This is a genomic window from Methylobacterium mesophilicum SR1.6/6, assembly GCF_000364445.2.
GTDB classification, from domain to species: Bacteria; Pseudomonadota; Alphaproteobacteria; order Rhizobiales; family Beijerinckiaceae; genus Methylobacterium; species Methylobacterium mesophilicum_A.
This window is the reverse complement of the sequence record NZ_CP043538.1, coordinates 3,006,950-3,030,553: the sequence shown is the minus strand read 5'-3', so window position 1 is coordinate 3,030,553 and position 23,604 is coordinate 3,006,950. Positions and strand designations below refer to the sequence as shown.

24 protein-coding genes and 1 pseudogene are annotated in these 23,604 nt (G+C 69.9%); 8 read left to right on the top strand and 17 right to left on the bottom strand.

Annotated features, from left to right (window positions below; translation table 11 throughout):
• The 3 genes and pseudogenes from MMSR116_RS14450 (at window position 1) to MMSR116_RS31370 (ending at window position 1,688) form a co-directional block, all read left to right on the top strand.
• Window positions 1–555 carry a hypothetical protein gene (locus tag MMSR116_RS14450; protein WP_010682419.1) on the top strand — a complete coding sequence of 185 codons (555 nt, stop codon included), beginning with the start codon at window positions 1–3 and terminating at the stop codon, window positions 553–555.
• Between the two features lie 41 nt (window positions 556–596).
• Window positions 597–1,507, top strand: a pseudogene (locus MMSR116_RS14445) (cation diffusion facilitator family transporter).
• Window positions 1,508–1,517: 10 nt separating this feature from the next.
• Window positions 1,518–1,688, top strand: coding sequence for a hypothetical protein (locus MMSR116_RS31370; protein WP_191991901.1), 171 nt, complete (start codon window positions 1,518–1,520; stop codon window positions 1,686–1,688).
• A 157-nt stretch (window positions 1,689–1,845) separates the two neighbouring features.
• Here the strand turns inward: MMSR116_RS31370 and MMSR116_RS14440 are convergent, their stop codons facing one another.
• The 17 genes from MMSR116_RS14440 to MMSR116_RS14360 all read right to left on the bottom strand — a co-directional run bounded on the left by MMSR116_RS14440 (window position 1,846) and on the right by MMSR116_RS14360 (window position 18,358).
• Window positions 1,846–2,580, bottom strand: a complete 735-nt coding sequence (locus tag MMSR116_RS14440) for a DUF4396 domain-containing protein (protein ID WP_010682420.1) — start codon at window positions 2,578–2,580, stop codon at window positions 1,846–1,848.
• A gap of 92 nt (window positions 2,581–2,672) precedes the next feature.
• On the bottom strand, window positions 2,673–3,506 hold the full coding sequence (locus tag MMSR116_RS14435) for a hypothetical protein (RefSeq protein ID WP_010682421.1): 834 nt from the start codon (window positions 3,504–3,506) through the stop codon (window positions 2,673–2,675).
• A 12-nt stretch (window positions 3,507–3,518) separates the two neighbouring features.
• Window positions 3,519–4,880: a hypothetical protein gene (locus MMSR116_RS14430; protein WP_039892281.1), complete on the bottom strand. Its 1,362-nt coding sequence runs from the start codon at window positions 4,878–4,880 to the stop codon at window positions 3,519–3,521.
• 608 nt (window positions 4,881–5,488) lie between these two features.
• Complete coding sequence (locus tag MMSR116_RS14425) at window positions 5,489–6,745, bottom strand: SIR2 family protein (RefSeq protein WP_010682423.1); 1,257 nt, start codon at window positions 6,743–6,745, stop codon at window positions 5,489–5,491.
• 16 nt (window positions 6,746–6,761) lie between these two features.
• On the bottom strand, window positions 6,762–7,064 hold the full coding sequence (locus MMSR116_RS14420) for a metal-sensitive transcriptional regulator (RefSeq protein WP_010682424.1): 303 nt from the start codon (window positions 7,062–7,064) through the stop codon (window positions 6,762–6,764).
• A gap of 66 nt (window positions 7,065–7,130) precedes the next feature.
• Window positions 7,131–7,895, bottom strand: a complete 765-nt coding sequence (locus tag MMSR116_RS14415; protein ID WP_010682425.1) for a hypothetical protein — start codon at window positions 7,893–7,895, stop codon at window positions 7,131–7,133.
• A gap of 8 nt (window positions 7,896–7,903) precedes the next feature.
• The gene (locus MMSR116_RS14410) at window positions 7,904–8,653 is read right to left on the bottom strand and encodes a MauE/DoxX family redox-associated membrane protein (RefSeq protein ID WP_010682426.1); all 750 of its coding nucleotides are present in this window, start codon (window positions 8,651–8,653) and stop codon (window positions 7,904–7,906) included.
• Between the two features lie 64 nt (window positions 8,654–8,717).
• Window positions 8,718–9,050, bottom strand: a complete 333-nt coding sequence (locus MMSR116_RS14405; protein ID WP_024827676.1) for a four-helix bundle copper-binding protein — start codon at window positions 9,048–9,050, stop codon at window positions 8,718–8,720.
• A gap of 476 nt (window positions 9,051–9,526) precedes the next feature.
• On the bottom strand, window positions 9,527–9,964 hold the full coding sequence (locus MMSR116_RS14400; protein WP_244625666.1) for a hypothetical protein: 438 nt from the start codon (window positions 9,962–9,964) through the stop codon (window positions 9,527–9,529).
• A 129-nt stretch (window positions 9,965–10,093) separates the two neighbouring features.
• Entirely contained in the window at window positions 10,094–10,306 is a 213-nt protein-coding gene (locus tag MMSR116_RS14395) for a heavy-metal-associated domain-containing protein (RefSeq protein ID WP_010682429.1), read from the bottom strand.
• 83 nt (window positions 10,307–10,389) lie between these two features.
• Window positions 10,390–10,866, bottom strand: a complete 477-nt coding sequence (locus MMSR116_RS14390) for a DUF411 domain-containing protein (RefSeq protein ID WP_010682430.1) — start codon at window positions 10,864–10,866, stop codon at window positions 10,390–10,392.
• Window positions 10,867–10,885: 19 nt separating this feature from the next.
• Window positions 10,886–14,059, bottom strand: a complete 3,174-nt coding sequence (locus MMSR116_RS14385; protein ID WP_010682431.1) for an efflux RND transporter permease subunit — start codon at window positions 14,057–14,059, stop codon at window positions 10,886–10,888.
• Window positions 14,056–15,558, bottom strand: coding sequence for an efflux RND transporter periplasmic adaptor subunit (locus tag MMSR116_RS14380; RefSeq protein WP_010682432.1), 1,503 nt, complete (start codon window positions 15,556–15,558; stop codon window positions 14,056–14,058). The genes MMSR116_RS14385 and MMSR116_RS14380 overlap by 4 nt, the downstream gene beginning before the upstream one ends.
• The gene (locus MMSR116_RS14375; protein WP_010682433.1) at window positions 15,555–15,959 is read right to left on the bottom strand and encodes a FixH family protein; all 405 of its coding nucleotides are present in this window, start codon (window positions 15,957–15,959) and stop codon (window positions 15,555–15,557) included. Before MMSR116_RS14375 ends, MMSR116_RS14380 begins: the two co-directional genes overlap by 4 nt.
• An 81-nt stretch (window positions 15,960–16,040) precedes the next feature.
• Window positions 16,041–16,460 carry a hypothetical protein gene (locus tag MMSR116_RS14370; protein ID WP_039892282.1) on the bottom strand — a complete coding sequence of 140 codons (420 nt, stop codon included), beginning with the start codon at window positions 16,458–16,460 and terminating at the stop codon, window positions 16,041–16,043.
• A gap of 582 nt (window positions 16,461–17,042) precedes the next feature.
• Window positions 17,043–17,693, bottom strand: a complete 651-nt coding sequence (locus MMSR116_RS14365; RefSeq protein WP_010682436.1) for an NrsF family protein — start codon at window positions 17,691–17,693, stop codon at window positions 17,043–17,045.
• Window positions 17,690–18,358, bottom strand: a complete 669-nt coding sequence (locus tag MMSR116_RS14360; protein ID WP_412760007.1) for a sigma-70 family RNA polymerase sigma factor — start codon at window positions 18,356–18,358, stop codon at window positions 17,690–17,692. The genes MMSR116_RS14365 and MMSR116_RS14360 overlap by 4 nt, the downstream gene beginning before the upstream one ends.
• Window positions 18,359–18,741: 383 nt before the next feature.
• On the opposite strand from MMSR116_RS14360, the gene MMSR116_RS14355 reads away from it, so the two are divergent.
• The 5 genes from MMSR116_RS14355 (at window position 18,742) to MMSR116_RS14335 (ending at window position 23,565) form a co-directional block, all read left to right on the top strand.
• Window positions 18,742–19,404: a DUF2231 domain-containing protein gene (locus MMSR116_RS14355; protein WP_010682438.1), complete on the top strand. Its 663-nt coding sequence runs from the start codon at window positions 18,742–18,744 to the stop codon at window positions 19,402–19,404.
• Between the two features lie 274 nt (window positions 19,405–19,678).
• Complete coding sequence (locus MMSR116_RS14350; protein WP_127991785.1) at window positions 19,679–20,056, top strand: hypothetical protein; 378 nt, start codon at window positions 19,679–19,681, stop codon at window positions 20,054–20,056.
• A 172-nt stretch (window positions 20,057–20,228) separates the two neighbouring features.
• A complete protein-coding gene (locus MMSR116_RS14345; protein WP_010682440.1) occupies window positions 20,229–20,525 on the top strand; it encodes a hypothetical protein in 297 nt (98 codons plus the stop codon).
• A 47-nt stretch (window positions 20,526–20,572) separates the two neighbouring features.
• Window positions 20,573–22,105 (top strand): TolC family protein, encoded by a 1,533-nt coding sequence (locus MMSR116_RS14340; protein ID WP_010682441.1) that lies wholly within the window; start codon window positions 20,573–20,575, stop codon window positions 22,103–22,105.
• A gap of 41 nt (window positions 22,106–22,146) precedes the next feature.
• Complete coding sequence (locus MMSR116_RS14335) at window positions 22,147–23,565, top strand: multicopper oxidase family protein (RefSeq protein ID WP_010682442.1); 1,419 nt, start codon at window positions 22,147–22,149, stop codon at window positions 23,563–23,565.
• Window positions 23,566–23,604: the final 39 nt, after the last annotated feature.

Sequence of the window (23,604 nt, the reverse complement as noted above, 5' to 3'; positions counted from 1 at the left end):
ATGCGGCAGGTCTATCTCCCGGCGGCGGGATTGGCCGTCCTCGCCTTGTCGTATGGGGCGGCCGCGGCGGGTAGCGGACCGGGCGATGCGCCGTTCGGCCTCGCCTGGGGACCGGTCGGCGAGGTGCCACGCCCCCTGAAGGTCGACCGCGAGGCGAACCTCACGGCACTCTACTACCAGCGCGGACAAGGGCCGGCCACCGGTCCGGCGACGGCGGAAGTCGTCCTCGTGGTCTGCCGGGACGAGGGTCTCCAGCAGGTGATCTGGGTCGGCGTGCCTCTCGACGGCGAGGCCCTCGCGCGGGCGCGGGGGACCATCCACGACGAGGGCGTGCGCCGCTACGGCGAGCCGGGCCGGGGGCCGCTTGCCGATTCCGAGCTTTGGCCTGAGGGCCGCGCGCTCCTGGCGAGCCGGGAGGCCGCGGACGGAAGGCGCGAGCTCGTCATGACCGCCTTCGGACCCGGCTACGCGACCTGCTCGGAAACGCACCACGCGGCGACCGGCCACCCGGCCGGCGCGCACGTGGCCGACCTGATCGACGCGGACGGTCCCTGACGCCGCCCTGCCCGAACGGCAGCGAACACCCGGAAGCGAACATGGGACACGGACATACTCACGGGGGCGGCATCCCCGCGGTCTCGGCGGCGGCCCGTGACAAGGGGCGCCTCGCCTGGGCGCTCGCGCTGACGCTGACCTACATGGGCGCGGAGGTCGTGGGCCGCCTGCTCACCGGCAGCCTCGCGCTGCTGGCCGGTGCCGCTTACATGGTCACGGACGCGAAGGGCTGGCGCTGCTCGCCTTCCACTACGCGGGCAAGGCGCCGACGCCCGGCAAGAGCTTCGGCACCATGCGCTTCGAAATCCTGGCGGCACTGGCCAACGCGGTCGTGCTGCTCGGGGTGATGGCCTACATCCTCTTCGAGGCGTACCTCCGGTTAGCGGAGCCTACCGAGATCCTCGGCTGGCCGATGGTGCTGGTGGCGCTTGCCGGCCTCGGCGCGAACCTCGCCGGCATGAAGCTCCTGGCCGGCGGCTCGTCCGACAGCCTCAACGTCAAGGGCGCCTGCTTCGAGGTGTTCTCGGACATGCTGGGCTCGCTCGGCGTGATCGTGGCCGCCCTGGTGGTGATGGCGAAGGGCTGGGTCTGGGTCGATCCGCTCGTCGGCGCCGGCATCGGCTTGTTCATCCTGCCGCGCACCTGGCGCCTCCTGGGCTAGGCGCTGCACATCCTGCTGGAGGGCACGCCGCCGGGCGTCCACCTCGATGCATTGAAGGCCGGGATCGAGGCGATGCCGAATGGCCGGCGAGCCTACGACCTGCATGCCTGGACGCCGACCTCCGGCTGCGACGCCATGAGCGGGCACGTGATCGTGGACGACGTGGCCCGTAGCCCCGACGTGATCCGGGGCGTCCGTCCCATGATGAAGGAACGCCACGGCATCGAGCACGTCACCATCCAGGTCGAGGACGAGGCGCTTGCGGTCGAGGCCGCCCGCCTTCCGGTGTAAGGGAGCATCGATGGTCGGCAAGAAGGTCGCCCGGGAACAACTCGACTGGGGGCCGCGCTCGCGGCGCAGACGACACGCCCGTCCGGAAATTCGCAGGGCCGCGGCGAGGTCGCTCGTCGCGGCGATGGCGCTAGTTCTGTTGGCGCTGGCACTGCTGATAGCGGCGGCACGGTTTTCCTGAGCCGTTCGATCCCTCAAGCCCCGGGACGCCCGTCGGCTATCCGCAAGGACCCTGTCAGATTGGTCGCGCCTTGCCCGTCATTCGCCGGAAGCGGAACCAGCCGGCATTCGGCCGTCGAAACCGGAACACCATCGGAGCCAGGCCACCATCAGGGAGACTACATCCGCTCCTTGATCCCGGAACCGACGAGCCACCAGTTCACTGGGTAGCTGGTCAGGAATCCCGCCACCATGGCGGCCTGCATGGCGAACCAGAACTCGACCGAGTTCACCGGGGCCGCCTGCCCGGCGAGGTGCGGGTACAGCCAGAACTGCACCAGCGCCATGAGGCCGTACATGCCGACCTGCCAGGCGATCAGCGAAGCGGTGTCCGCCTTCACCGCCGCCACGAGCCCCTGGCCGGGCGACAAGCCGCGCATCGGTACGATGGCGTAATACTGGAATGCGATCCCGAGAGCGTAGGCGAAGACGAAGTCCAGCACCCAGACTGCGTACATCTTCTCCTCGAACAAGGAATGCCAGCCGAACCAGACCGCCACCGCCGGCACGAGGAAGGCGAGCCATTCGGCGGCGACATCGCCCAGCATGCAACCGCTGCCGCAGTGGAGCGCGCCTTTGCCGACCATCACCGGGAACGGCGTCTGGGTCATGTTCGGCGGCTTCTCGCCCCGCTCCTTGGCGTGGTGGTGCGCCTCCATGGTCGCGAGCCGGCCGTAGCGGTAGTACGCCCAGACGACGACGAGCGTCCCGAACAGAGCGCTGACCGGCCAGACGACGTTCATCACCGTCATGTGCTGCGGGTGCCGGATCACCTGGACCGAGAGCAGCAGCGAGCAGGCTGCACCGAGCAGCAGGGCCAGGATCGAGACTGCGTGGAACCATTCCGGGAACATGCGGCACCCTTTCGGCAATGCCCGTGCAACATACCCCCTAGGGGTAAGGTTCCCAGAAGTGACGCAACACACCCATGCTGTTCAATCCAGGGTCAACGCGGCGGATCCCAGGAATACGGGAAGCTCAAGGAGTGCTGCAGGCCGGCTGTGACCCGGAAATCCTGACTGCGGTCGCCGCCGAAGCCGACGCCGACGGCGCCGACCAGCACAGTCTGCGGGGTCACCATGTAGCGCGCGCCGATCTCGGCAAGGTTCACCGCCCGACCTCGCTCGCGGTCGGTCTCGCGGTAGACGTCGGCGACGAGGACGACGGAATTCGAGATCGGCTGGCTATAGGCGACGCCGACCCGGTAGCGGTCGCGCCGCTCGGCCTCCCGGCCGGTCGTCGGGTCGTAGTTGTGGAACCACGACGCATTGAAGTGCACTTGGCGCGGCACGTAGGAGTACGGCGACAATCCCTCCGGGTCTGGGGTGCCGAGCGATTTGGTCGCCAGAAACTTGAGCTCGGTCTCCGTGCCGCCGGCCATCCGGCCGTAGGGGGTGTTCACCCCGAGTGCGACCGCCATGGCGGGCAGGACCAGCCCCTCCTGGTTGAAGTTGTAGAAGCCTTGCGCCCGGAACTCGCCCTGGTCGGTGTCGCTCGCCGTACCGACCCGGTACGGGGCCTCGACCGAGAGCTGGAAGTTCTTGAACGCGCCCCATTCAAGGCGCGGCACCGCCATCAGGCTGCTGGCGCCGCGCGGGTCGTTCCGGATGCGGTTGTACTGAAAGTAAGATTGAACTTCGAGGCCGTTCTCCTTGATCGGGTAGGCGTCCTCGATGGTGATGGGCAGCCCCTCCTCCAGGTTGGTGTGGTCGGCGGCGAGCGCGGGGCCGGCCGTGAGGGCGAGGAGGGCCGTGAGGGCGGCGCGCGTGGTCGTCGACATCGGGGCGTCTCCTCAGCGGGCGGCGACGCGGGCCGGGCCGAGGCTCGGCTCGACGGTCATGTCGATGGGGGCGACGTCGGGCATGCGGGCAGCCTTGGCCTTCCAGGCCTGGACCATGCGCTCGACCATCATGGCCGGGACCTCGCCCGGCTCGGTCGAGCCGGGCATCGCCATCATGCCGGGCGCGACCTGCATCAGGGCGTCGTGGAGCGATCCGGGCACCTCGCCGGGCTCGATGCCGAGACGGCCGTTCATCATCATCTGCCGCATGACGGCGGCCCGCTGCGCCTTGGACAGGCCGCCCGGGTACATCATCGGCAGCATCTCCATGAGCATGTCCATCATGATCATGCCCATCGCGCCCTGGGGCGAGCGCACCCAGGCGGGATAGGTCCTCGGGTCGAAGCCGGGATGGGGCTCGCGGAACTTGCGGGCGTAGGCCTCGTCGCCGGGCTGGTAGCCCATGGCCTCGATGACCCGGTACATCTCGGCCCGCTTCTCCTCGACCGACCAGCCCTTGTAGGCGAGGATCGAGTAGGCGATGCCGTGGAGCATGTGCAGGTTGTCGAAGATGTTCGCGCTCTCGGGGCTCATCCGGGCGTAGCGCGGCATGATCTCGCGCGAGAGCAGCATGCGGCCCGGCCGGTCGGGCATGACCTCGCGGTACATGAGGTCGATGGTCTGGGCCATCGCGGCCTCCTGGTCGCGGTTGCCCGAGATCATCTGCGTCTCGTAGGCGGCCGGGTGCCACCAGTGGGCGACGTAGAACAGGCTCTGGTCGAGGGGATAGAAGTTCCGGAAATAATTGAAGTAGGGCTTCATCATGATGCCCGCCCGCCGCATGGTCAGCTCCAGCGGGGCGACGCTGCGGGGCACGCCCGGCGTCTGCATCGTGAGGTAATACTTGACCGCTCGGTCGGTCCACGCCTTCTTCTCGGCCCAAGGGATCTCGCGGAACGCCATCACGTCGTAGGTCTGCTCGTGATGCATGTGCGTCCAGTCGATGGTCCGGAACAGCGTGTGCATCGCCCGGTCAACGTAGTTCGAGTAGTACGGCATCTCCGGCTCGATGGCCGGTGGGTCGCGCAGCCACTCCTGCGCCTCCTTGTCGAAGCGGGCATCGACAGCGGCGTGGTCCTCGAACCGGGTCAGTTGCAGCAGGTCGTGCTGCTTCGAGTGGAAGAAGTGCATCCCGGCCCCGATGCGGTAGGCCTTGTTGAGCCGGTAGTAGAAGGCGAGGTTGTAGGGCCCCCGCAGGAAGCTCACCTCGTTGCGCTGCTCGATGCCGCCCAAGGCCCGCGCGGCGGTGCCGCCCAAGGCTACCGAGGCCGCCGACGCCATCGCGCCGGTGAGAAAGATCCGCCGTCCGATCATGCCGCCCTCCGACCCGATACCCCTTAGGGGTATTTTACCTGGGCGCGTTTTGGAAGGGTCGGTCGGGGGAATGCTCGCCCTGGACAGGCTTCCCACTGCGAGTGTTGCGGAAGAGCTACTGAACGCGCTTCTGAACCCTTGTTTTGTTTGGGCTGACTAAGCCTGCGGATGTCGCACGCAAAAATTCCATCCATCCTCCGCGACTTGGACCGTCGCTCGCCGCATCAATCCGGCGGAACGGCGGCGTCACCGTTCAAGGAGGGCTTGCATTCCTTCCGATGACTTCAGCGGAACGATGGCCGCAAACCGCTAGGCCATGCTCGTCGGCCAAATCCTTGATCCTGGCGACCAACATCGCACCGGCGACCCTGCGGGCGGAGGTTATGATGGCAGCCGAGACATCCCGGCACCGGCAACCCAGGCGTCGCGGCAAGTTGGCCGCCCCCGAACGGGAGGCTCGCCAGCGCACCGTCGACTTGGCGTCGGCACTGAGCTGCGTCATCTCCGGGACGGTGCGGAATCGGAAGTCCTTCGGTACGGTCTCGGAAAGCCACGGTCCTTCGGCACTGCCCGCCGGGTCGATGCGAACCGTCCCCTTGACCCGAACGTCACGCCAGACGCGCGAGAACCTTGGCCGGCTCCTCGCAGGCCGCGAGCATGCCGTTGTACCAGACGGCCAAGGGCGTGGCCGGGTCCACGCAGGTCTCGAATTCACGGGCGGCCTTGAGGTCCGCGACCGTCTGCGGGGCCGCGTAGCCGAGGGCGCGCATGGTCCGCGGCTCGGTCAGGAACGTCCGGACCATCTCGTCGACCATGGCGTTGGGGCCGCCGAGGTCGGCGCCCCCCATCGTCATGGCGTCGTCCCACGCGAAATCGATGACGGCGACCGGTCGGTTCCGCGCATCGCGGAAGCCCTCGAAGGCCACGGTCAGGTGCTCGTCGCCGAACCCGTATCCGGCGAAGAGCACGGCGTCGCATCCGGCCACGAGACGGTCGAGCTCGGAGTAGTAGGTGCGGAAGGGCCGTTTCAGGATCTGGGTCGTCTTGCCGTATCCCGCGACGATGACCGAGGTCGGGAAATCGATGCCCTCCACGTGGGAGCGCGTGCTGCGGCCGCCGGCGTTCTGGTGGAAGCGGCCGCGGATATCCGGCTGCCAGCGGATCTCGTGCATGTCTCCGGTCGAACCCGGCTCCATGTCGAAATGGACGGACCCGTGGAGGTGCAGCATGCATGCCCAGCCGGATCGCCGGAGGATGCGCTCCTGGTCGAACATGCCGGTCGCCGGGTCGAAGCCGGTCTCGATGCCGGGAAAGGCGCGGTACATCACATTGTCGTAGTTCAGGGTGACCACCGCGATGTCGAACTCGGCCTGCAACGCGGCGACCAGCACTTGGAGCTTCGCGAACTCGGACGCCTTGTCCGCCTCGCTGGCGGCGCAGCGCTCGCGGAACGCCTCCACGACCGCATCGACCGACGCGCGGCCGAGGTCGCGCAGGGTGTCCGGCCCGACCGGTGTGGCCTGCCGACCGAAAAGCGAGACGTTGGGCATTCCTTTGGCTGTCACGACCGCGCCCAACGCCGAGGTCGCGGCGCCGGCGGGGTAAGCCGCGGCGACGGCGAAGATGGCGTAGAGCAAGTCCTCGTAGTGCGGCTCGCGGCGCAGGAACTCGGGCACCGTCCGCTGCCAGTGGGCTCTGACCAAGCCCTCGACATGTTCGTACAGGTTCGTCGCGGGCTCGGCGAGCAACGGGTAGCGCACCTGGATGGCGTCGTTGATGATGGCCCGGACCCCCGCGACGGGGGGCATGCCGAATTCGAGGGACGCACCGGCGCCGACGACCAGCAGAAGTTTTCTTTTCGGCACGTCGCTCCTCCCGTCTTCAGACCACCTTGGCGATGAGGCGGCTCATCTCGTCGGCGAGGCGTGTCCGCTCCTCCTCGGGCAGGTTCCCGGTGAGCGTGGCGTGCACGAGCGCCTGCATGTGGTCGCGCAGCATGTCGGACTGCACCCGCCGGAGAGCGGCGATGACGGCATCGGCCTGGTGGGCGACGTCGACGCAGTAGCGGCCGTTCTCGATCATCTGTTGCAGGCCGCGGACCTGCCCCTCGATGCGGCGAAGCCGGGCGATCTGGCGGGTATGGTCCACGGCCACGCCGCCGTGCCTGTCGTCCGGTTCGCTCATCTCGGGCCCGTGTTGCGACCGCCAAGATAGGTGCTCGGACGCGCCGCCGGAACCCCTGGGGCGCACTCATGCCACGGACAGCCCGTCCCTCGCGGCCGCCCCGACGAAGGCGAGCGCGTCCCGGCGGCGCTCGCCTTCGTCCCCGTACAGGGCCGGCGCTCGCGGGGAGCGGCGCAGGCGCAACGCCTCGTCGATGATGCGCCGCCAATGCCCTTCGAATGAGATCAGGCCGTAGAGACCCGCCTCGGACTTCGAGGGAATGCGCCGAAGCGCGAGCAGGTAGTGCAGCCGACAGGCACCCAGGACGGCCTCGTCCACCTCCAGGTCGGCGGCGGAGATCCGCATGGCATCAAGCGCCCCGGCCGCCCACCCGTCGATCTCGGGCACGTCACGCCAGCCCGGCGCCGGCCCGCGCAGCGTCAGCGCGTGTTCGGCCAGGGCCAGCCTGTCCACCGGTCGGCGCCGGTGCCGCGACCGCGGCTCGAAGCGCCCGTCCCGGACGGCAGGCCCCTCCGCCTGCTGCCCCTGCCAGTCGGGTCTGGCGACGTAGGTGCCGTCGAGGGCGGGGCTTCCGGAACCGGCCAGGGCGGCATGCAGGCCGGCGAGGCGATCCAGCACCTCGCCGTCAGGCCGTCGGGCGACGACGGCGACGAAGTCGAGGTCGCATCGTCCGGGCACGAAATCGTCGAGCGCCGCGGAGCCGACCACGTGGAAACCCGTGACGAGGCCCGGCAGCATCTCGTCGACGGCCGACAGATAGCGCGCGGCCGCAGCGGCCGCCTGCGGGTGCGGCTCGCGGTCGAGGTCCGGGAAGAAGGGCGGGGTCGGCACCGGTCTGCTCAATGGTGGACGGCGAGCATCCAGACGCCCATGGCGACCATCATCAGGTTCTCGGTCAGGGAGACGAAGCCGAGCGGCACCTTGCTCGACCCGCCGACGCAGGCGCATTTGATCTCGCGCTTGTCGACGTAGACCGCCTTGAACACCGAGACCGCGCCGACCGTGCCGATGAACAGGGCGACGGGAATCGAGATCCAGTCCAGCGCGCCCGCCACCATCAGGACGCCCGCGATGCCTTCCAGGAAGGGGTAGGCGTAGGCGTAGCGTACCCAGCGCTGCCCGAGCAGGTCGTAGCCCAGGAACATCGACGAGAAGCTCTCCACGTCCTGCAGCTTCAGGAGGGCGAGCACGCACATGCTGAAGGCGATGAACCACTCGACCGCACGCATCGTCAGCGGCGTTCCGTAGGCGGCGTAACTCGCCGCCAGCGCCATCAGCGCCGTCATCGAGAAGACCGCGACGACGGGCGTGTAGGTCGTGGCGTTCGGGTCGTTGGCGGCCTTGCCGAAGTGGCGCTGCAAGTCGTCGAAGCCGCCGACGAGCTCGCCGTTGATGAAGGTCTGCGGCGTCGACTTGACTTGATGCTCGGCCTTGAAGCGGTCGGTCTCCTCACGAGTGGTCAACCAGTGGTCCTCGACCTCGAAGCCTTCGCGTTCGAGCAAGTCCTTGGCTTTCAGCCCGTATGGGCAGAGGTGCTTCTCCATCACCATGCGGTACAGGGTGGCCTTGCGGGCGGTGGCCGTTGACATCTGTCGTCCTCGTCGGTCGGAGGGAGGGGCGTCGCCCCTCCCGGTCGGGTTTCAGAGTTGTCGTTCAGGCCGCCATCTTCCGGCAGCTCTCGGCGCAGCGCCGGCACTGCGCGACGCAGTCGTCCATGTCGCCGACCTGCTCGCAGCTGCGTGCGCAGTCCTCGCAGACGTCGGCGCACTCCGCGCAGGTGTGCTTGTGATGCGGGGTCCCGAGCAGCATGAAGTGCGCCGAGGTCCGGCATATCTCAGCGCAGGCCAGCATCAGCCGGAAGTGCTCCGGCTCGGCATGCTTGCCGCCCGCCTCAAGACAGTGGTTCGAGGCCATGCCGAGGCAGGTCTGATAGCAACGCAGGCACTCGTCGATGCAGGACTGCATTTCGCTCGATATCTGATGCATCTGTCTCGCTCCTTTCAAGATGGGATCTTAAGTATTGATCGACGCAAGCGCGAGTATTTCTTCCTTGAGCCGAACAATACCAGTTATTCAATCATGAAATTTCGATAAGGTTCATCGGTCCGCATTCCCGGGTGCAATCGGTCAGCCACCGCTTGCTCCTTGCGGACGGCGGCCGCGTCCGGTGGGACGTGACCGTCGTCTCGGGAGGTCGGAGTCGGGCATCCGGCTGACGTGACGGCGGTGTCGGACATCCCGGGCATCGCCTCGCCCCACGGTGCGACGGGCTTGCGCTCGGGCGGGGGTACGCGGCCTCCACACGCTCGTGCCGCTCGGCCGTGACGGTGGCGGTCGGCTACTCCGCGCCTGCCGGGCGTGAACGGTTCGACGTGGCGAATGGCTCTCGCGTCGAGCCCGCCCGGGAAACGACGCGAACGCGGGCGCACCCAGGGCGTCGCGCGCCTCGGGCGCGCCTCAACTCACACGAGGGTTCGGGGCGGTTTGCGCAGCGCCCCGGGTCCGATGCCGGCATGACCGGCGGCATCGTGCGGGATCAGCACGACGACCCGTGAGAGCGGCATCGTCAGGGACGCGTGACCGACGACGATGCCGATCGCGCAGCAGGCCATCGACCCGCATACGCAGCCCACGCAGGCACAGGAGCAACCCGCGCCGGCGTCGTCCGCCCGAAGCGAGCCTGACGTCATCGCGGCCGGCGCCCGAATGATGGAGTGAGCCGGAAGCGTCACCTGGATCGCCGCCTTGCGCATCAACTGGACGCTCACCGGCCGGGCGGCAGGCGCCGCATCAGCCTTTGTCGCGGCGGTTTGCTGGTGACCGCGGTGGCCGCAATGAACGTGCCCCTCATGGGCCTGGACGGCGGACGGCGCGAAGTAGGCGACGATCGCGAGGATCATCGCCGTGAGCAGGCGCACGACTGGCCGGTTAGGACCCATGCGGGTTGAAGACCCAGGTTGCGGCGGCGAGGCCTGAATGGCCTCACGAACTTGAATGCGCACGTACGGGTTTGGTTTCAGCCTACCGCCTCACGCCAGGGCATGCACCGGCTCTGCCGGATAGCCGGCCGCCGTCACCGCCCGGGCGATCCGGTCGGCGGGGCCGCCCGAGCCCGACACCGTCACGAGCTTGGCTCCCAGGTCCACTTCGACCTGTGCGTCCGGCTCGATGCCGAGAACCGCGCGCGTCACGGACTTGGCGCAGCCGCCGCAGCCCATCTTCGACACCTTGAAGCGATACATGACGTTCTCCCGTGTGTGACGTCCCTGCGAGATGGGGATTCCCATGGTGGTAAGGTCAAGGGTTGCGGGTCCGGTCGGCGCCGTCAGACCAGCTCGCCTCCGCGATAGCGGGCGAACGCGCTCCGCCCTCCGGGCCCGAACAGGACGACCGCGTAGGTATCGGGCTCCCTGCCCTCGACCTCCATTCCGGGCGAGCCCGCCGGCATGCCCGGCACGGCCAGGCCGGTGCCTTCGGGCCTTTCGGTCAGGAGCCGCCTGACCGCGCCGGCCGGCACGTGCCCCTCGATCACGTATCCGCCGACCTGGGCGGTGTGGCAGGAGGCGAGATCGCGCGGCACGCCGAGGCGGACCTTCAGCGGGGTCACGGGTCCCTCCGTCACCGTCACGGTGAAGCCAGCCTCGCGCATGTGCGTGACCCACTTCTCGCAGCAGCCGCAACTCGGGTCCTTGGTGACCGCCACCTCGGGCAGGCCCCCGGCTCCCGCACGGCGTGCGACGGCCAAGCCTGCCGCCAGGCCGATCAGGGCGGTTCGCCGCGTCGGCTTGAGTTCGATCTTCATCGTCCGCTCCTCTCGGTTCTCATTCCGCGGCCAGGGACGGCCGCCCGGGCGTTCCGGCATCCGCGGGTTCCGCCTCGGCCTCCGACAGCAGCCCCCGGCCCTTCGCCAGGGCGTAGACCGCCGGGATCACGATCAAGGTCAGGACGGTCGAGGAGACCATCCCGCCGATCATCGGCACGGCGATGCGCTGCATGACCTCGGAGCCGGAGCCCGTGCTCCACAGGATGGGCAGCAGGCCGGCCATGATGGCGACGACCGTCATCATCTTCGGGCGCACGCGCTCGACCGCGCCGACCATGATGGCCTCCCGTAGGTCGCCCTGCGTGGGCGGCCGACCCTCCAGCCGACGCGCGGCGCGAACCTCGTCCCAAGCATGGTCGAGGTAGACCAGCATGATCACGCCGGTCTCGGCGGCGACGCCCGCGAGCGCGATGAAACCCACCGCCACCGCGACCGACATGTTGAAGCCCATCCACCACATCAGCCAGACGCCCCCGACCAGCGCGAAGGGGACCGACAGCATCACGATGAGCGTCTCGGTCAGGCGCCGGAAGTTCAGGTAGAGGAGCAGGAACACGACCAGCAGCGTCAGGGGCACCACGATCCTGAGGCGTGCCGCCGCGCGCTCCAGGTACTCGTACTGACCGCTCCACTGTAGGGTCGTGCCCGGGGGGAGCTCGACCTCGCGGTCGACCGCGGCCCGCGCGTCGGCCACGTAGCCGCCAAGGTCGCGGCCCGTGAGGTCGACAAAGATGTAGACCGCGAGCTGCCCGTTCTCGGTGCGGATCGAGGTCGGGCCCCGGGTGAGCGCGACCTTGGCGACCTCGCGCAGCGGAACCGTGCCGCCCGCCGGTAACGGGACCTGGACCTCGTCGGCGATGGCCCGCGGGTCGGAGCGGAAGGCACGGGGGTAGCGCACGTTGACGGTGTAGCGCTCCCGTCCCTCGACGGTGTTCGTCACGCTCTGGCCGCCGAGCGCGGTGGCGACCACGTCCTGCACGTCGCCGACCGACAGGCCGTAGCGCCCAAGCGCCTCGCGGTCCGGCGTGATGTCGAGGAAGTAGCCGCCGATGACCCGCTCGGCGTACGCGCTCGACGTCCCCGGGACGTCGCGCACCACGGCCTCGACCTGACGGGCGACCTTCTCCATGGCGTCGAGGTCGGTCCCGAGCACCTTGATGCCGACAGGCGTGCGGATGCCGGTCGAGAGCATGTCGATGCGGGCGCGGATCGGTTGGGTCCAGGCATTCGACACGCCCGGGAACTGCAGCGCCTTGTCCATCTCGGCCTTGAGGCTCGCGAGCGTCACGCCCGGCCGCCACTGCGCCTTGGGCTTCAGGGTGATGATGGTCTCGAACATCTCCATCGGCGCAGGGTCGGTCGCCGTGTTGGCCCGCCCCGCCTTGCCGAAGACCGAGGCCACCTCCGGGAAGCTCTTGATGATCCGGTCCTGGGTTGCCAGCAGCTCGCCTGCCTTGGTCACCGAGATCCCCGGCAGGGTCGTCGGCATGAACATCAGCGTCCCCTCGTTCAGCTCCGGCATGAACTCCGACCCGAGCTGCCGGGCCGGCCAGACGGTGGCGGCCAGGACGCCGAGGGCGAGCAGGACGGCCGGGATGCGGGCGCGAAGCACCCCGGCGATGAGCGGCCGGTAGAGCCAGATGAGGAGCCGGTTCACCGGGTTGCGGTGCTCGGGAACGATGCGCCCACGCACGAACAGCACCATCAGGGCCGGGACCAGCGTCACCGACAGCATCGCCGCCGCCGCCATGGCGAAGGTCTTGGTGTAGGCCAGCGGCCCGAACAGCCGCCCCTCCTCGCCCTCCAGGGTGAAGATCGGCAGGAAACTCACGGTGATGATGAGCAGCGAGAAGAACAGCGACGGGCCGACCTCGGCGGCCGCCTCCACCAGGATCTCGACCCGCGGCTTGCCCGGGGGCGCCCGCTCCAGGTGCTTGTGGGCGTTCTCGATCATCACGATGGCGGCGTCGATCATGGCGCCGACCGCGATGGCGATGCCGCCGAGGCTCATGATGTTGGCGCCGAGCCCCAGGGCCCTCATGCCCGCGAGCGCCATCAGGATGCCGACCGGCAGCATCAGGATGGCCACGAGCGCGCTGCGCACGTGCAACAGGAACACCACGCAGACCAGCGAGACGACGACGCTCTCCTCGACCAGGGTGTGCCGCAGGGTGTCGATGGCCGCCTCGATCAGCTGGGAGCGGTCGTAGACCGGCAGGATCTCGGTGCCGGCCGGCAGGCCCTTGGCCACCTCGGCCAGCTTCGCCTTCGCATTCTCGATGACGGTGAGCGCGTTCGCGCCGAAGCGCTGGAGGACGATGCCGCCGGCGACCTCGCCGTCGCCGTTCATCTCGGTGATGCCGCGGCGCTCGTCCGGCCCGAGCTCGACGCGGGCGACGTCCCGGACCCGCAGCGGCGTGCCGCCCGCGGTCTTGAGCACGATGTTCTCGATGTCGGCGACGCCCTTCAGGTAGCCGCGGCCGCGCACCATGAACTCGAACTCCGAGAGTTCGACCGTGCGGCCCCCGACGTCGGCGTTGCTCGCCCGGATGGCGTCCCGGAGCTTGTTCAGGCTGATGCCCTGCGCCCGCAGGCGGTTCGGATCGACGACGACGTTGTACTGCTTGACGAAGCCGCCGACGCCCGCGACCTCGGCCACGCCCTCGGCGCGCGAGGCCCCGAACCGGATCACCCAGTCCTGCAGGGACCGGAGCTCGGCGAGCGTGCGCTCCTTCGCGACCACGACGTATTCATAGACCCAGCCCACCCCCGTCGCGTCGGGCCCCAGCGTCGGCGTCACCCCGGGAGGGAGCCGGCTCGCCGCCGTGTTGAGGTATTCGAGCACCCGCGAGCGGCCCCAGTACGGGTCGGTGCCGTCCTCGAAGATGACGTAGACGAAGCTGACCCCGAAGAACGAGAAGCCGCGCACGACCTTGGCCCGCGGCACCGTCAGCATGGCGGTGGTCAGCGGGTAGGTGACCTGGTCCTCGACCACCTGGGGGGCCTGGCCCGGATACTCGGTGTAGACGATGGCCTGGACGTCCGAGAGGTCCGGGATGGCGTCGAGCGGCAGGGTGCGCACCGCGGCGATTCCCGCCGCCACGGCGAACACGGTCCCGACCAGCACGAGGACGAGGTTGCGGGCCGACCAACCGATAAGGCGCGCGATCACGGTTTGCCCTCCGCGTTCGCGGCCTGCCGGTCGTCCGCCTTCGGGGCCGCCATGGACTGCAGCGCCGCCTTCAGGTTGCTCTCGGCGTCGATGAGGAAGTTCGCCGCCGTGACCACCCGGTCGCCGGTCGCGACGCCGTCTCGGATCTCGGTGTAACCGCCGCCGCTGACCCCGACCTTGACCTCGCGCGGTTCGAAGCGGCCCGCGCCGCGGTCGAGGAGCACGACCTGGCGCGCGCCCGTGTCGATCACCGCGTCGTCCGGGACCGCGACCACGGGCTTGCCCGTGCCCGTGCCGATCTCGACGTCGGCGTACATGTCGGGCAGGAGCGCGCCGTCCGGGTTCGGCAACTCGATGCGCACCCGCGTCGCCCGCGTGTCCGGGTTCACCTGCGGGTAGATCACCGCCACCTTGCCCGAGAAGGTGCGCCCCGGGGCCGAGCGCAGCCGCACGGTGGCGGCCTGGCCGACCCGCACCCCGGCGAGGTCGCGCTCGGGCACGTCGGCCAGGACCCACATGACCGAGATGTCGCCGATCCGGAACAACGTGTCGCCGGCCGCCGCCTTCATGCCCTCGATGGCGGTCCGCTGCAGGACGAGGCCGTCCCGGGGGGAGGACCAGGTGATGGCCATCGGCACCTTCCGGGTGCGCTCCATCTCGTCGATCACGGGTTCGGAGACATTCAGGTTCTGGAGCCTGCGGCGCGCCCCGTCGAAGCCCGAGTTGGCGATGAGCTGGGCGGCGGCCGCGTTGATCTCGGGCGAGTAGACGTGGACGAGCGCCTCGCCCTTGCGCACGCGGTCGCCGGTCGTGACGTTCTCGACGTGGTCGACGTAGGCGTCCGAGCGGGTCGCAACGACGGTGACGCGCCGCTCGTCGAGGGCGAGGGTGCCGGGCACGCGAACCGGCTGGGCCACCACCCGCCGCTCCGCCACCTCGGTCCGCACGCCCGTTCGCTGGACCTTGCCGGGGGAGACCGTCACGACGTCGCCGTCCTGGTCGTCGCCCGCGTAGACGGGGATGTAGTCCATCCCCATCGAATCCTTCTTGGGAACGGCCGAGGTGTCCGCCAGACCCATCGGGTTGCGGTAGTAGAGCACCTTCCTGGGGCCCGCCGCGGACGTCCCGGCCCCCTCGGTTCCGCGCGTCGCCGTGTCTTGGCCGGCCTCGCCGGTCGGCGTCGCGGCGTCGCCCTCGGACCCGTCGAGGCGTACGTCCTCGCTCGCCCGCACCGCGCGGAAGTCGCGCCCGTCCGCCGTCGTCCTCGGCGCGAGCGAGTAGGCGGCCTTCCCGTCCGGGTCGCGGTAGTAGACTACGGGACCCGTGGCCTCCGTCGGCGCCTTCGGCTCCGGCGCGGAGGCCGGAACCCACTCGGCGAACTCGGCCCGCGCGCGCTCGACGAGAACCGGCACGGGGCCGCCATCGCGGCCCGCCCAGTACCCGGTCCCCGCCGCCGCGAACGCGGCAAGGGTCCCGGCGAACCATGCGCGCCGGCTCATTTGACCACCCGGAATTCGAGCCTGTCCTCGACGGTGCCCGTCTCGCCCTGGACCTTGGCGGCGAGCGAGAGCCGCCAGCCTCCGGCCATCGAGAGCTTCGCCCGGAACCGGTAGACGTCCGGCTCGGGGGACGGGATCGGCTCGATCTTCGAGATCATCTCGTCCATGCCGTCCGGGGCCATGTCGATGCGCCGGGCGAAGATCACCGCATCCGGCACGGGTTTGCCGGTGCGCTTGTCGACGAGGCGTACGGCGAGGATGGCCTCGCCGACTCTGGCCTCCTTCCCGGTCAGCTCGAAGGCGTAGTCCTTGATGTCGGCGAGCGCGGGCCGCGCCAGTCCCGACAAGGCGGCACCGAGCAGCGCTGCCACGAGGGCACGCGCGATAGGGTTTCTGGTCACGGATGTCGTCTCCTGAACGCGATGGTCGCCGGCGCGCGGGCGCGCGGCGTCGAGCCGGCGCGCACGCCGGCGGCATCGGGTTCAGGCTCGGGGAGGCTCGGGTGACGGTGTCCCGTGCACGCTGGCGAACGCCTCCGCGGCGGGCCAAGCTCGAATTGTCCGCATCGCGACAGGTGCCGGGACGGACACCGCGGTCGGCAGGAGGGAAGCGATTCCCGCCAGGCACAGCGCCAGGAGCGGGCAACCCGCCTTGGCGCAGTCGGGCTTCGCCGTCTTCCCGGGCGGGCAGCAGGGCATGTCGTCCATGTCCGCATCGTCCATGCCCGACCCGGCGATGTCGGCGTGGTCCGCTGCCGCAGTCGTCCCGCGCACGGTGCGCGCCTGCGCCGCAGCGGACGCGCGCATGCCCGCGGCTGCCGCAGGGGCGGCTACCGGCGTCAGGGCCAGACCGATCACCGCGAGCAGCGGGATCAGCCGCCTCATGGCGAGCCAGAACGTCACGGATCCACGATGCCAGCTTTTCTGTCGGGGCGGAAGGTCGATGGCGGCGCGCCCACAATGCGGCATGGTCGCGGCATGGTCGGGACCGCCCGCACTGTGCAGTTTGGCCCCCGGCTTCAGGCGCATTCCGCCTCGCGTGCGAGGGATGCACTCCTCGACAGATCGGGACGCCCGGTGGCGTTGGAAGTCTCGGGCCGGCCATGTCGGCCGGTGGAGGGACGGCGAGGCATCTTGGTGATCGATCCGGTCGTCAAGCCAACGTCCGGCGCCTCGACAGGACGGAGCGGCGTCCGATGTGTCTGGGGTATGAAGCGGGATGGGACGTTGTCCATCCACCCCGCGAGCGCGTGACCGGGCAGCACGGCAAACATCGCGATGCTGGCGAGAACGGGAACGATCTTGGTTCTCATGGCGGGACCCGTTTATTCACTTTGGAGCTTGGTGCTCCTTGCCTTGAATCCGTTCGTTTCGCGCTCATCGTTACGGCGTTGCGGGAATTCTTTTGATGCCGCGGTCCGCACCGCGATGGCCCGTCATCTTCGCCGACCGGCGTGGGGGCGGAGGACGCGCCGAGCCGGTTCGCTACCATCGAAGCAGGCGCGGACCCAGAAGCGCCCCCGCCAACGTGCACAGCGCGATGGTGCCTCCGTACCAGACGGCCACAAACGGGACGGTGTCGTCCATGCAATGCAGCGAGTAGCCGAGCGCGCTGACGGCGCCCGAGGCGAGGCCGACCAGGGCCCCCGCCCGCACCAGGTCCGTCGGCGCGCCGAACCGCCGGACCGCCCAGGTGACGACGGCGAACGGCACGACGGCGATCAGGGGGATCGAGACGAGGCATTCGAGCCAGGTGTGGCCGGAGATCAGGCCGTGCCAGTGCTCGCGCGGGGTCATCGCCAGGCTCGCCCCCGCCAGCGCCGCGACCGCGACGAACGGCAAGGCGGCGACCCCGAGATGGACGCGGCTCTCGCCTCCGGGCCTCGCGGCCCGGGCGAGGTATCGAAGCGCGAGCCCCCCGACCGCGGCCGCGAACACGAACTTGAAGGCGAGGAACACGAGCGGGCGGGTCTCCGTCAGGCCGGGGCGTACGCCCAGGACCGCGAGCGCGAGGCAGAGCGCAGCGCCGGCGCCGACGGCGACCGCCAACCCGAGCCGCCGGGTCATCCATGGGGTGCGCGCCGGCTCATTCTCGAAGCTGCTGCCCAGCAGGCCGATGAGTTCGTCGGTCTTCATCGCGCCTTGCCTCCCACCAAATTCGCCAGGGCCTTCAGGCCGCGGTGGACGCTCACCTTGACCGCGGTCTCGGTCATGCCGGAGCGCTGGGCCGCCTCGGCGGTGCTCAGGCCCTCCACCTTCGTCGACCGGATCGCGTTCCTCATCTTCGCCGGCAGGTGCGCGAGAAGCCGCTCGACGTCGAGCGAACTCTCCGCGGCAACATGGTCGTCGTGGGCCACCAGCACGCCCGCATCCTCGACGGGAACCTCGGCCGTCGCCGAACGCGTCCGGCGGAGGTGGTCGATGAGCTTGTAACGGGCGATGGCGTGGATCCAAGGCGTGACCGGCTGCGTGACGTCATAGGTATGCCGGCGCGCATGGATCACCAGAAGGGTTTCCTGGACCAGATCCTCCGCCTCGGTGTCGCCGCGTCCGGAACGGATCAGCTTGCCCTTGTAGTACGCGCGCAAATGCGACCCGAGACGCGAGAGGAAGAGCCGGTAGTCGGCGGCACTTCCTTCGAGACTCGCGACGAGCAACCCACGCAATTCCTCCTCCGTCCGGGGCACCGGGGCTAGGCGTGCGGGTTCGCAGCGTGCGCCATGAAGCTCAAAGTACGTCGCATCATTCGCCACACCGCAGCGCCCCCGACCTTCCCGCACCATGGGGTTGCGGGCGAGCATTCCATCCGGCCACCCATTTCAGGTGATCGGTCGTCCCAAGGCAACGGGGACCGCCCCGCCGCACCAAGATCTTTCCGCAATCGAGCCCGGAAAGGTTACAGCGTCTGCGGCATGCCCCCGCCGGCAGGCATGTGCCGCGTTTTATTGCCAAGTCTGTGCCTCGATCCTAAACCGCCGCCGGGCACGACAGGACGGGTCGGGCGGGCAACTTCCGGACCTTCGAGGGCACGCCGCCCGGCAATGGCGCTCCGAAGGGGCGAACCGGGACGGGACGACGGCGGCCCGTCCCGGTGCGGCGCGCCGTCCTTCGCGCCCGGCAATTCCAAGGGGTCCGGCGCGAAGCCGACCCATCCCGCCAGCGACACCTTCCTGGGAGTACGGTCATGATCGAGGTGATCCCGAACTGGCATCCGGTCGCGGTCCATTTCACGGTCGCCCTGCTCATCACGGCAAGCGCCCTCTTCGTCGCCGGGACCCTTCTCCGGACGTCGCCGTCGGGGATCGCCCTCACCGCGGCTGCGCGTTGGAACCTCGCGGTCGGCATCGCGGTCACGGCCGCGACCCTCGCCACCGGATGGTACGCCTACAACACGGTGGCGCACGACGCGGCCTCGCACGAGAACATGACGATCCACCTCCGCTGGGCCGTCGCCACCGCGCTGGTCTTCCTAGCCGCCGGCGGCTTGGCCTGGTTGGAGCGCCGGCGGGGCGCCGGTGCGGGCCTCGCGCTGCTGGCGCTTCTCGCCGGAGGTTCCGGCGCGCTGGCGGTGACGGGGTGGCTCGGCGGCGAGAACGTCTACCGCTACGGCCTGGGCGTCATGGCGCTCCCGAAGTCGGGCGACCACGTCCACCCCGGAAACGGCGGCCTCCCCCACGAGCATGCCGACGAACATGCCCACGACCACGGCCATGACCATAGCCAGGGACACGGCAGTGCGGACGGTCACGCGCCGGGGGACAATCGGGCCGCGCCGGATGCCGCGGCGGGAGGCGGCGATGCGGTGACGGCTCCGGAGGCCGCCGCTCCGCACGGCCACGTCCACTGACCGGGTTCGTCGCCGCCTGCCCCGTTCGCACTCCACCGGAAGGGGTCCTGCCAACGGGCGCGCGGCGACGAACCTCCGGAAGCGGCTTGTGGCGCAAATCCAACAGGATGTTTCTCCAAGACGTCCGCCTGTCCCGGTGGATTGCCGGTGTCGCCGGGTCGTGCAATGCTTCGGCAAGATTGGGCGGAGGTCCTGATCATTGATCTTTGTGCGCGCAGTGATGCTTTCCGTGCTCGCGTTGGCCTTGGCCATCGCGCCTGCGGCGCCGTGCACGATGGGCCACCGTGCCTCGATGCTCGACCACATCGCCGGCGCTTCCGCGGCGGTACCCCATGACCATCATGCGCGTGCGCGCCAGGACGGCGGCGATCCGGAAGGGCACGGGCGGACCGCGCTTCTAGAGGGGGCCCAGGACCTGCCGGCCGCGACCGCCGGCGACGACGGCTGCCCGGGCCATCGGCACCGCTCGAAGCGAACGGCCTGCCCGTCGCCCTGTTGCACGCTGGGCTGCCAGGCGGCGCTGCCGGCGGCGACCTGGATGGTCACGCCCCTGGTCCACACCGTCTCCGACCGCGTCCTGATCGCCCAGGAGGACGGGACCGTCGACGCGCATCCGCTCCGGATCGAGCGTCCGCCGAGGCTTGGCGCCTGACGCGCGGGGGCCGCTAGCGACTGCCCCCGGCCGCTCCGACACGACGGCCACCCATTCCGTTCCATGACCCGACGGCTCGGTCGGGCGCGACCCTGTCGCCGGCTCCAGCCGCGCGGCCGGCGCCGCGCCGGGCCCTGCTCTCGGCCGTCCGCCTCAGTTCGGGAAAACCAAGATGTTCAAGTTGCCGAGACCGGCCGCGCTCGCGGCGGTCCTGCCGCTCGCCGGCTGCATGCCCGCAGCCGTGCCCGTCGGCCTCGTCCTGCCCTCCGAACCCGGCGTGCCGGTCCCGCCGCCCCGATACGCGAAGGTGACCGGGGGCGTGAAGGATTTCCGCGTCGTCGAGCCGAAGGACTGGCGGGAGCTCAACCGGCAGGTCGCGCCGAGGTCCGGTTCCGGCGGGATGGAAGGCATGCCGGGCATGGACGGGATGCCCGGCATGGGCGGCAAGCGCGATTCCGGAGGCCGGTGATGGTCCGTCCCTGTAACCGAACGGGCGCACGCCTCGGACTACCTGGCATGGGATGCCTGTCGACCGCGCCGGGACGCACCGGTCCGACCACGCGCGCGCCAGGCGACATCGCCCGGACGCGTCCCGGGCGCTTGGCCGCGAGCCTGGCCATCCCGGCCCTCCTCCTGGGGGGCTGCGCGAGCTTCTCGCCGGACGCAGGCCTCTCCGTCGCCGGCGGCTACGCGGCGCTCGACCTGCGGAAGGACATCGTGAAGGCGGACGACCAGGGCATCGCGCCGACCGCGGACGCCCGGGTCGACGCGCTGCTGCGGCGTCCCCTGACGGCGGACGGCGCCGTGCAGGTCGCGCTGCTCAGGAACAGGGGCCTGCAGGCCGCCTTCAACGACCTCGGCGTCTCCGAGGCGCAGTACGTGCAGGCCACGCTGCCGCCCTCGCCGCGCCTCTCGATCACGCAATGGGGATTGGGTTTCAACACGGAGATCGAGCGCTCCGTCGCCGCCAGCGTGCTGGAGTTGGCGACGCTCCCGGTGCGTGCCGAGATCGCGCGGCAGCGGTTCACGGCCGATCAGTACAACGCGGCGGAGCAGGTCCTGCGGCTCGGGGGCGAGGCGCGGCGCCAATACTACCGCACCGTGGCGGCCAACCAGGCGACGGCTTTCCTCGAACAGGCCCTGGCCGGCGCCGGATCCGCGTCGACGCTCGCCACGCAGCTGGGCGAGACGGGCGCGCTGAACAAGCTGGAGCAGGCGCGCGAGCATGCTTTCTACAGCGAGCTCGGCGCGCAGCTCGCCAAGGCGCGGGTGCAGCAGCGGGCGGAGCGGGAGCGCCTGACCCGCCTGCTCGGGCTCTGGGGGCGGGAGATCGAGTTCCGGTTGCCCAACGGCCTGCCGGCCCTGCCCGGGAGGCTCGTCGACGGGCGCGCCATCGAGGCCGAGGCGATGAGCAAGCGGGCCGACGTGCAGGCCGCCCGCTTCGAGCTGCAATCGCTTGTGGGGCAGTTCGGGCTGAACCAGGCCAGCGGCTTCGTCAGCGTCTTCGATGCGGGCTTCGCGAACCGGTTCTCGCGGTCGAGGGCCGCGGGGGGCGAGGGCGGTGCCCCGAAGGTCGACAAGGCCAGCCTGAACGGGTTCTCGGCGGATCTCGTCGTCCCGATCTACGACTTCGGGGCCACCGCCGTGCGGGGCGCGCAGGAAAGCTACCTCGCCAGCGCCAACCGCCTGGCGGAGCGCGCGGTCAACGCCCGCTCCGAGGTGCGCGAGGCGTTCCAGCGCTATCGCGGCCAGTACGACATCACGCGGCATTACCAGACCAGCGTCCTGCCGCTGCGCAGGACGATCCAGGACCAGGCCCTGCTCCAGTACAGCGGCATGCTGCTGGACGTCACGACGCTGATCGTCGACGCCCGCGCCAGGATCCTGAGCAACATCCAGGCGATCGAGGCGCAGCGCGACTTCTGGATCGCGGCGACCGACCTCAAGGCGGCGACAGTCGGCGGCGGCTTCTCGGCAGACAATTTCGGCGGGGAGCCCGCGGGAGGCAGCCCGGGCACGAGCCTCGCCGTCGCGACGCCCGGCGGCTGAGCCAAGGAGCCCGATCCGCCCATGACATTCGGAGGGAGATCATGACCGACATCTCGCGCAGGGGCATCCTCGGGGCCGGGGGCCTCGTGCTCGCCGGCACGTCGATGATCAGCGGGCGGGTCCAGGCCGCGGGCCTGCCGGAGGCCCCGATCATGGACAAGGCGACCATGCAGCCCCCGCTCTACCCAAGCAGCGGGCCCGACTACCAGCCGGTGGTGACGCTCAACGGGTGGACGCTGCCCTGGCGCATGCGCGGCGACTGGAAGGAGTTCCACCTGATCGCCGAGCCGGTCGTGCGGGAGATGTCGCCCGGCATGAACGCGCGGCTCTGGGGCTACAACGGGCAGTCGCCGGGACCGACCATCGAGGCGGTCGAGGGCGACAAGGTCCGGATCTTCGTCACCAACCGCCTCCCGGAGGCGACCGCCGTGCACTGGCACGGGCAGACGCTGCCCAACGGCATGGACGGGGTCGCCGGGCTGACCCAGCCCGGCATCCCGCCGGGAAAGACCTTCGTCTACGAGTTCATCCTGAGGCGCTCCGGCACCTTCATGTACCACCCGCACTCGGACGAGATGGTCCAGATGGCGATGGGCATGATGGGCTTCTTCGTCGTCCATCCGCGCGACCCGGCCGAGCGGCGGGTCGACCGCGACTTCGTGTGGCTCCTGAACGCCTACGACATCGAGGCCGGGTCGTACGTGCCCAAGGTCAACACGATGCTCGACATGAACATGTGGTGCTTCAACAGCCGCGTGTGGCCGGGCATCGACCCCATGGTCGCGCGCCAGGGCGACAAGGTGCGGATGCGCTTCGGCAACCTGACCATGACCAACCACCCCATCCACGTCCACGGCGTCGACTTCAAGGTCACCGGCACCGACGGCGGCTGGATCGACGAGAACCGGCAGTGGTCGGAAGTCTCGACCGACGTCGCGGTCGGGCAGATGCGGGCCATCGAGTTCAACGCCGACAACCCGGGCGACTGGGCGATCCACTGCCACAAGTCGCACCACACCATGAACGCCATGGGCCACTCGGTCCGGACCTACATCGGCGTGAACATGAAGAGCACGGCCAAGCAGATCCAGAGGATCGCGCCGGGCTACATGCCGATGGGCTCGACGGGCGGCGGCATGATGTCCGAGATGGAGATGCCGCTGCCGGACAACACGCTGCCGATGATGACCGGTGCGGGCCCGTTCGGGTCCGTCGAGATGGGCGGGATGTTCACCGTCCTGAAGGTCCGCCCAGGGCTGGCGGCCGGCGATTACCGCGACCCCGGCTGGTACCGGCACCCGGAAGGCACCCTCGCCTACGAGTGGACCGGCGAGCCGATGCCCGAGCCGGCCCGCGCCCCGGACACGCCCAAGGGCCGGCGCGCGCGCCAGACCGACCTGCGGGCCGTCGATCCGCGAACGCGCCGGACGGCGTCGAATTCGGGCGGCCACGAGCACTGACGGGACGGCCACGGGCCGCCCGATGGCCTGCCGGGGAGC

Excerpts from the sequence above, each read along its gene's own strand:
- MMSR116_RS14450 (WP_010682419.1), top strand. The coding sequence starts at position 1 with ATGCGGCAGGTCTATCTCCCGGCGGCGGGATTGGCCGTCCTCGCCTTG.
- MMSR116_RS31370 (WP_191991901.1), top strand. The coding sequence starts at position 1,518 with ATGGTCGGCAAGAAGGTCGCCCGGGAACAACTCGACTGGGGGCCGCGC.
- MMSR116_RS14440 (WP_010682420.1), bottom strand. The coding sequence starts at position 2,580 with ATGTTCCCGGAATGGTTCCACGCAGTCTCGATCCTGGCCCTGCTGCTC.
- MMSR116_RS14435 (WP_010682421.1), bottom strand. The coding sequence starts at position 3,506 with ATGTCGACGACCACGCGCGCCGCCCTCACGGCCCTCCTCGCCCTCACG.
- MMSR116_RS14430 (WP_039892281.1), bottom strand. The coding sequence starts at position 4,880 with ATGATCGGACGGCGGATCTTTCTCACCGGCGCGATGGCGTCGGCGGCC.
- MMSR116_RS14420 (WP_010682424.1), bottom strand. The coding sequence starts at position 7,064 with ATGAGCGAACCGGACGACAGGCACGGCGGCGTGGCCGTGGACCATACC.
- MMSR116_RS14410 (WP_010682426.1), bottom strand. The coding sequence starts at position 8,653 with ATGTCAACGGCCACCGCCCGCAAGGCCACCCTGTACCGCATGGTGATG.
- MMSR116_RS14405 (WP_024827676.1), bottom strand. The coding sequence starts at position 9,050 with ATGCATCAGATATCGAGCGAAATGCAGTCCTGCATCGACGAGTGCCTG.
- MMSR116_RS14400 (WP_244625666.1), bottom strand. The coding sequence starts at position 9,964 with ATGATCCTCGCGATCGTCGCCTACTTCGCGCCGTCCGCCGTCCAGGCC.
- MMSR116_RS14395 (WP_010682429.1), bottom strand. The coding sequence starts at position 10,306 with ATGTATCGCTTCAAGGTGTCGAAGATGGGCTGCGGCGGCTGCGCCAAG.
- MMSR116_RS14390 (WP_010682430.1), bottom strand. The coding sequence starts at position 10,866 with ATGAAGATCGAACTCAAGCCGACGCGGCGAACCGCCCTGATCGGCCTG.
- MMSR116_RS14380 (WP_010682432.1), bottom strand. The coding sequence starts at position 15,558 with ATGAGCCGGCGCGCATGGTTCGCCGGGACCCTTGCCGCGTTCGCGGCG.
- MMSR116_RS14365 (WP_010682436.1), bottom strand. The coding sequence starts at position 17,693 with ATGAAGACCGACGAACTCATCGGCCTGCTGGGCAGCAGCTTCGAGAAT.
- MMSR116_RS14360 (WP_412760007.1), bottom strand. The coding sequence starts at position 18,358 with ATGCTCGCCCGCAACCCCATGGTGCGGGAAGGTCGGGGGCGCTGCGGT.
- MMSR116_RS14355 (WP_010682438.1), top strand. The coding sequence starts at position 18,742 with ATGATCGAGGTGATCCCGAACTGGCATCCGGTCGCGGTCCATTTCACG.
- MMSR116_RS14350 (WP_127991785.1), top strand. The coding sequence starts at position 19,679 with ATGGGCCACCGTGCCTCGATGCTCGACCACATCGCCGGCGCTTCCGCG.
- MMSR116_RS14345 (WP_010682440.1), top strand. The coding sequence starts at position 20,229 with ATGTTCAAGTTGCCGAGACCGGCCGCGCTCGCGGCGGTCCTGCCGCTC.
- MMSR116_RS14340 (WP_010682441.1), top strand. The coding sequence starts at position 20,573 with ATGGGATGCCTGTCGACCGCGCCGGGACGCACCGGTCCGACCACGCGC.
- MMSR116_RS14335 (WP_010682442.1), top strand. The coding sequence starts at position 22,147 with ATGACCGACATCTCGCGCAGGGGCATCCTCGGGGCCGGGGGCCTCGTG.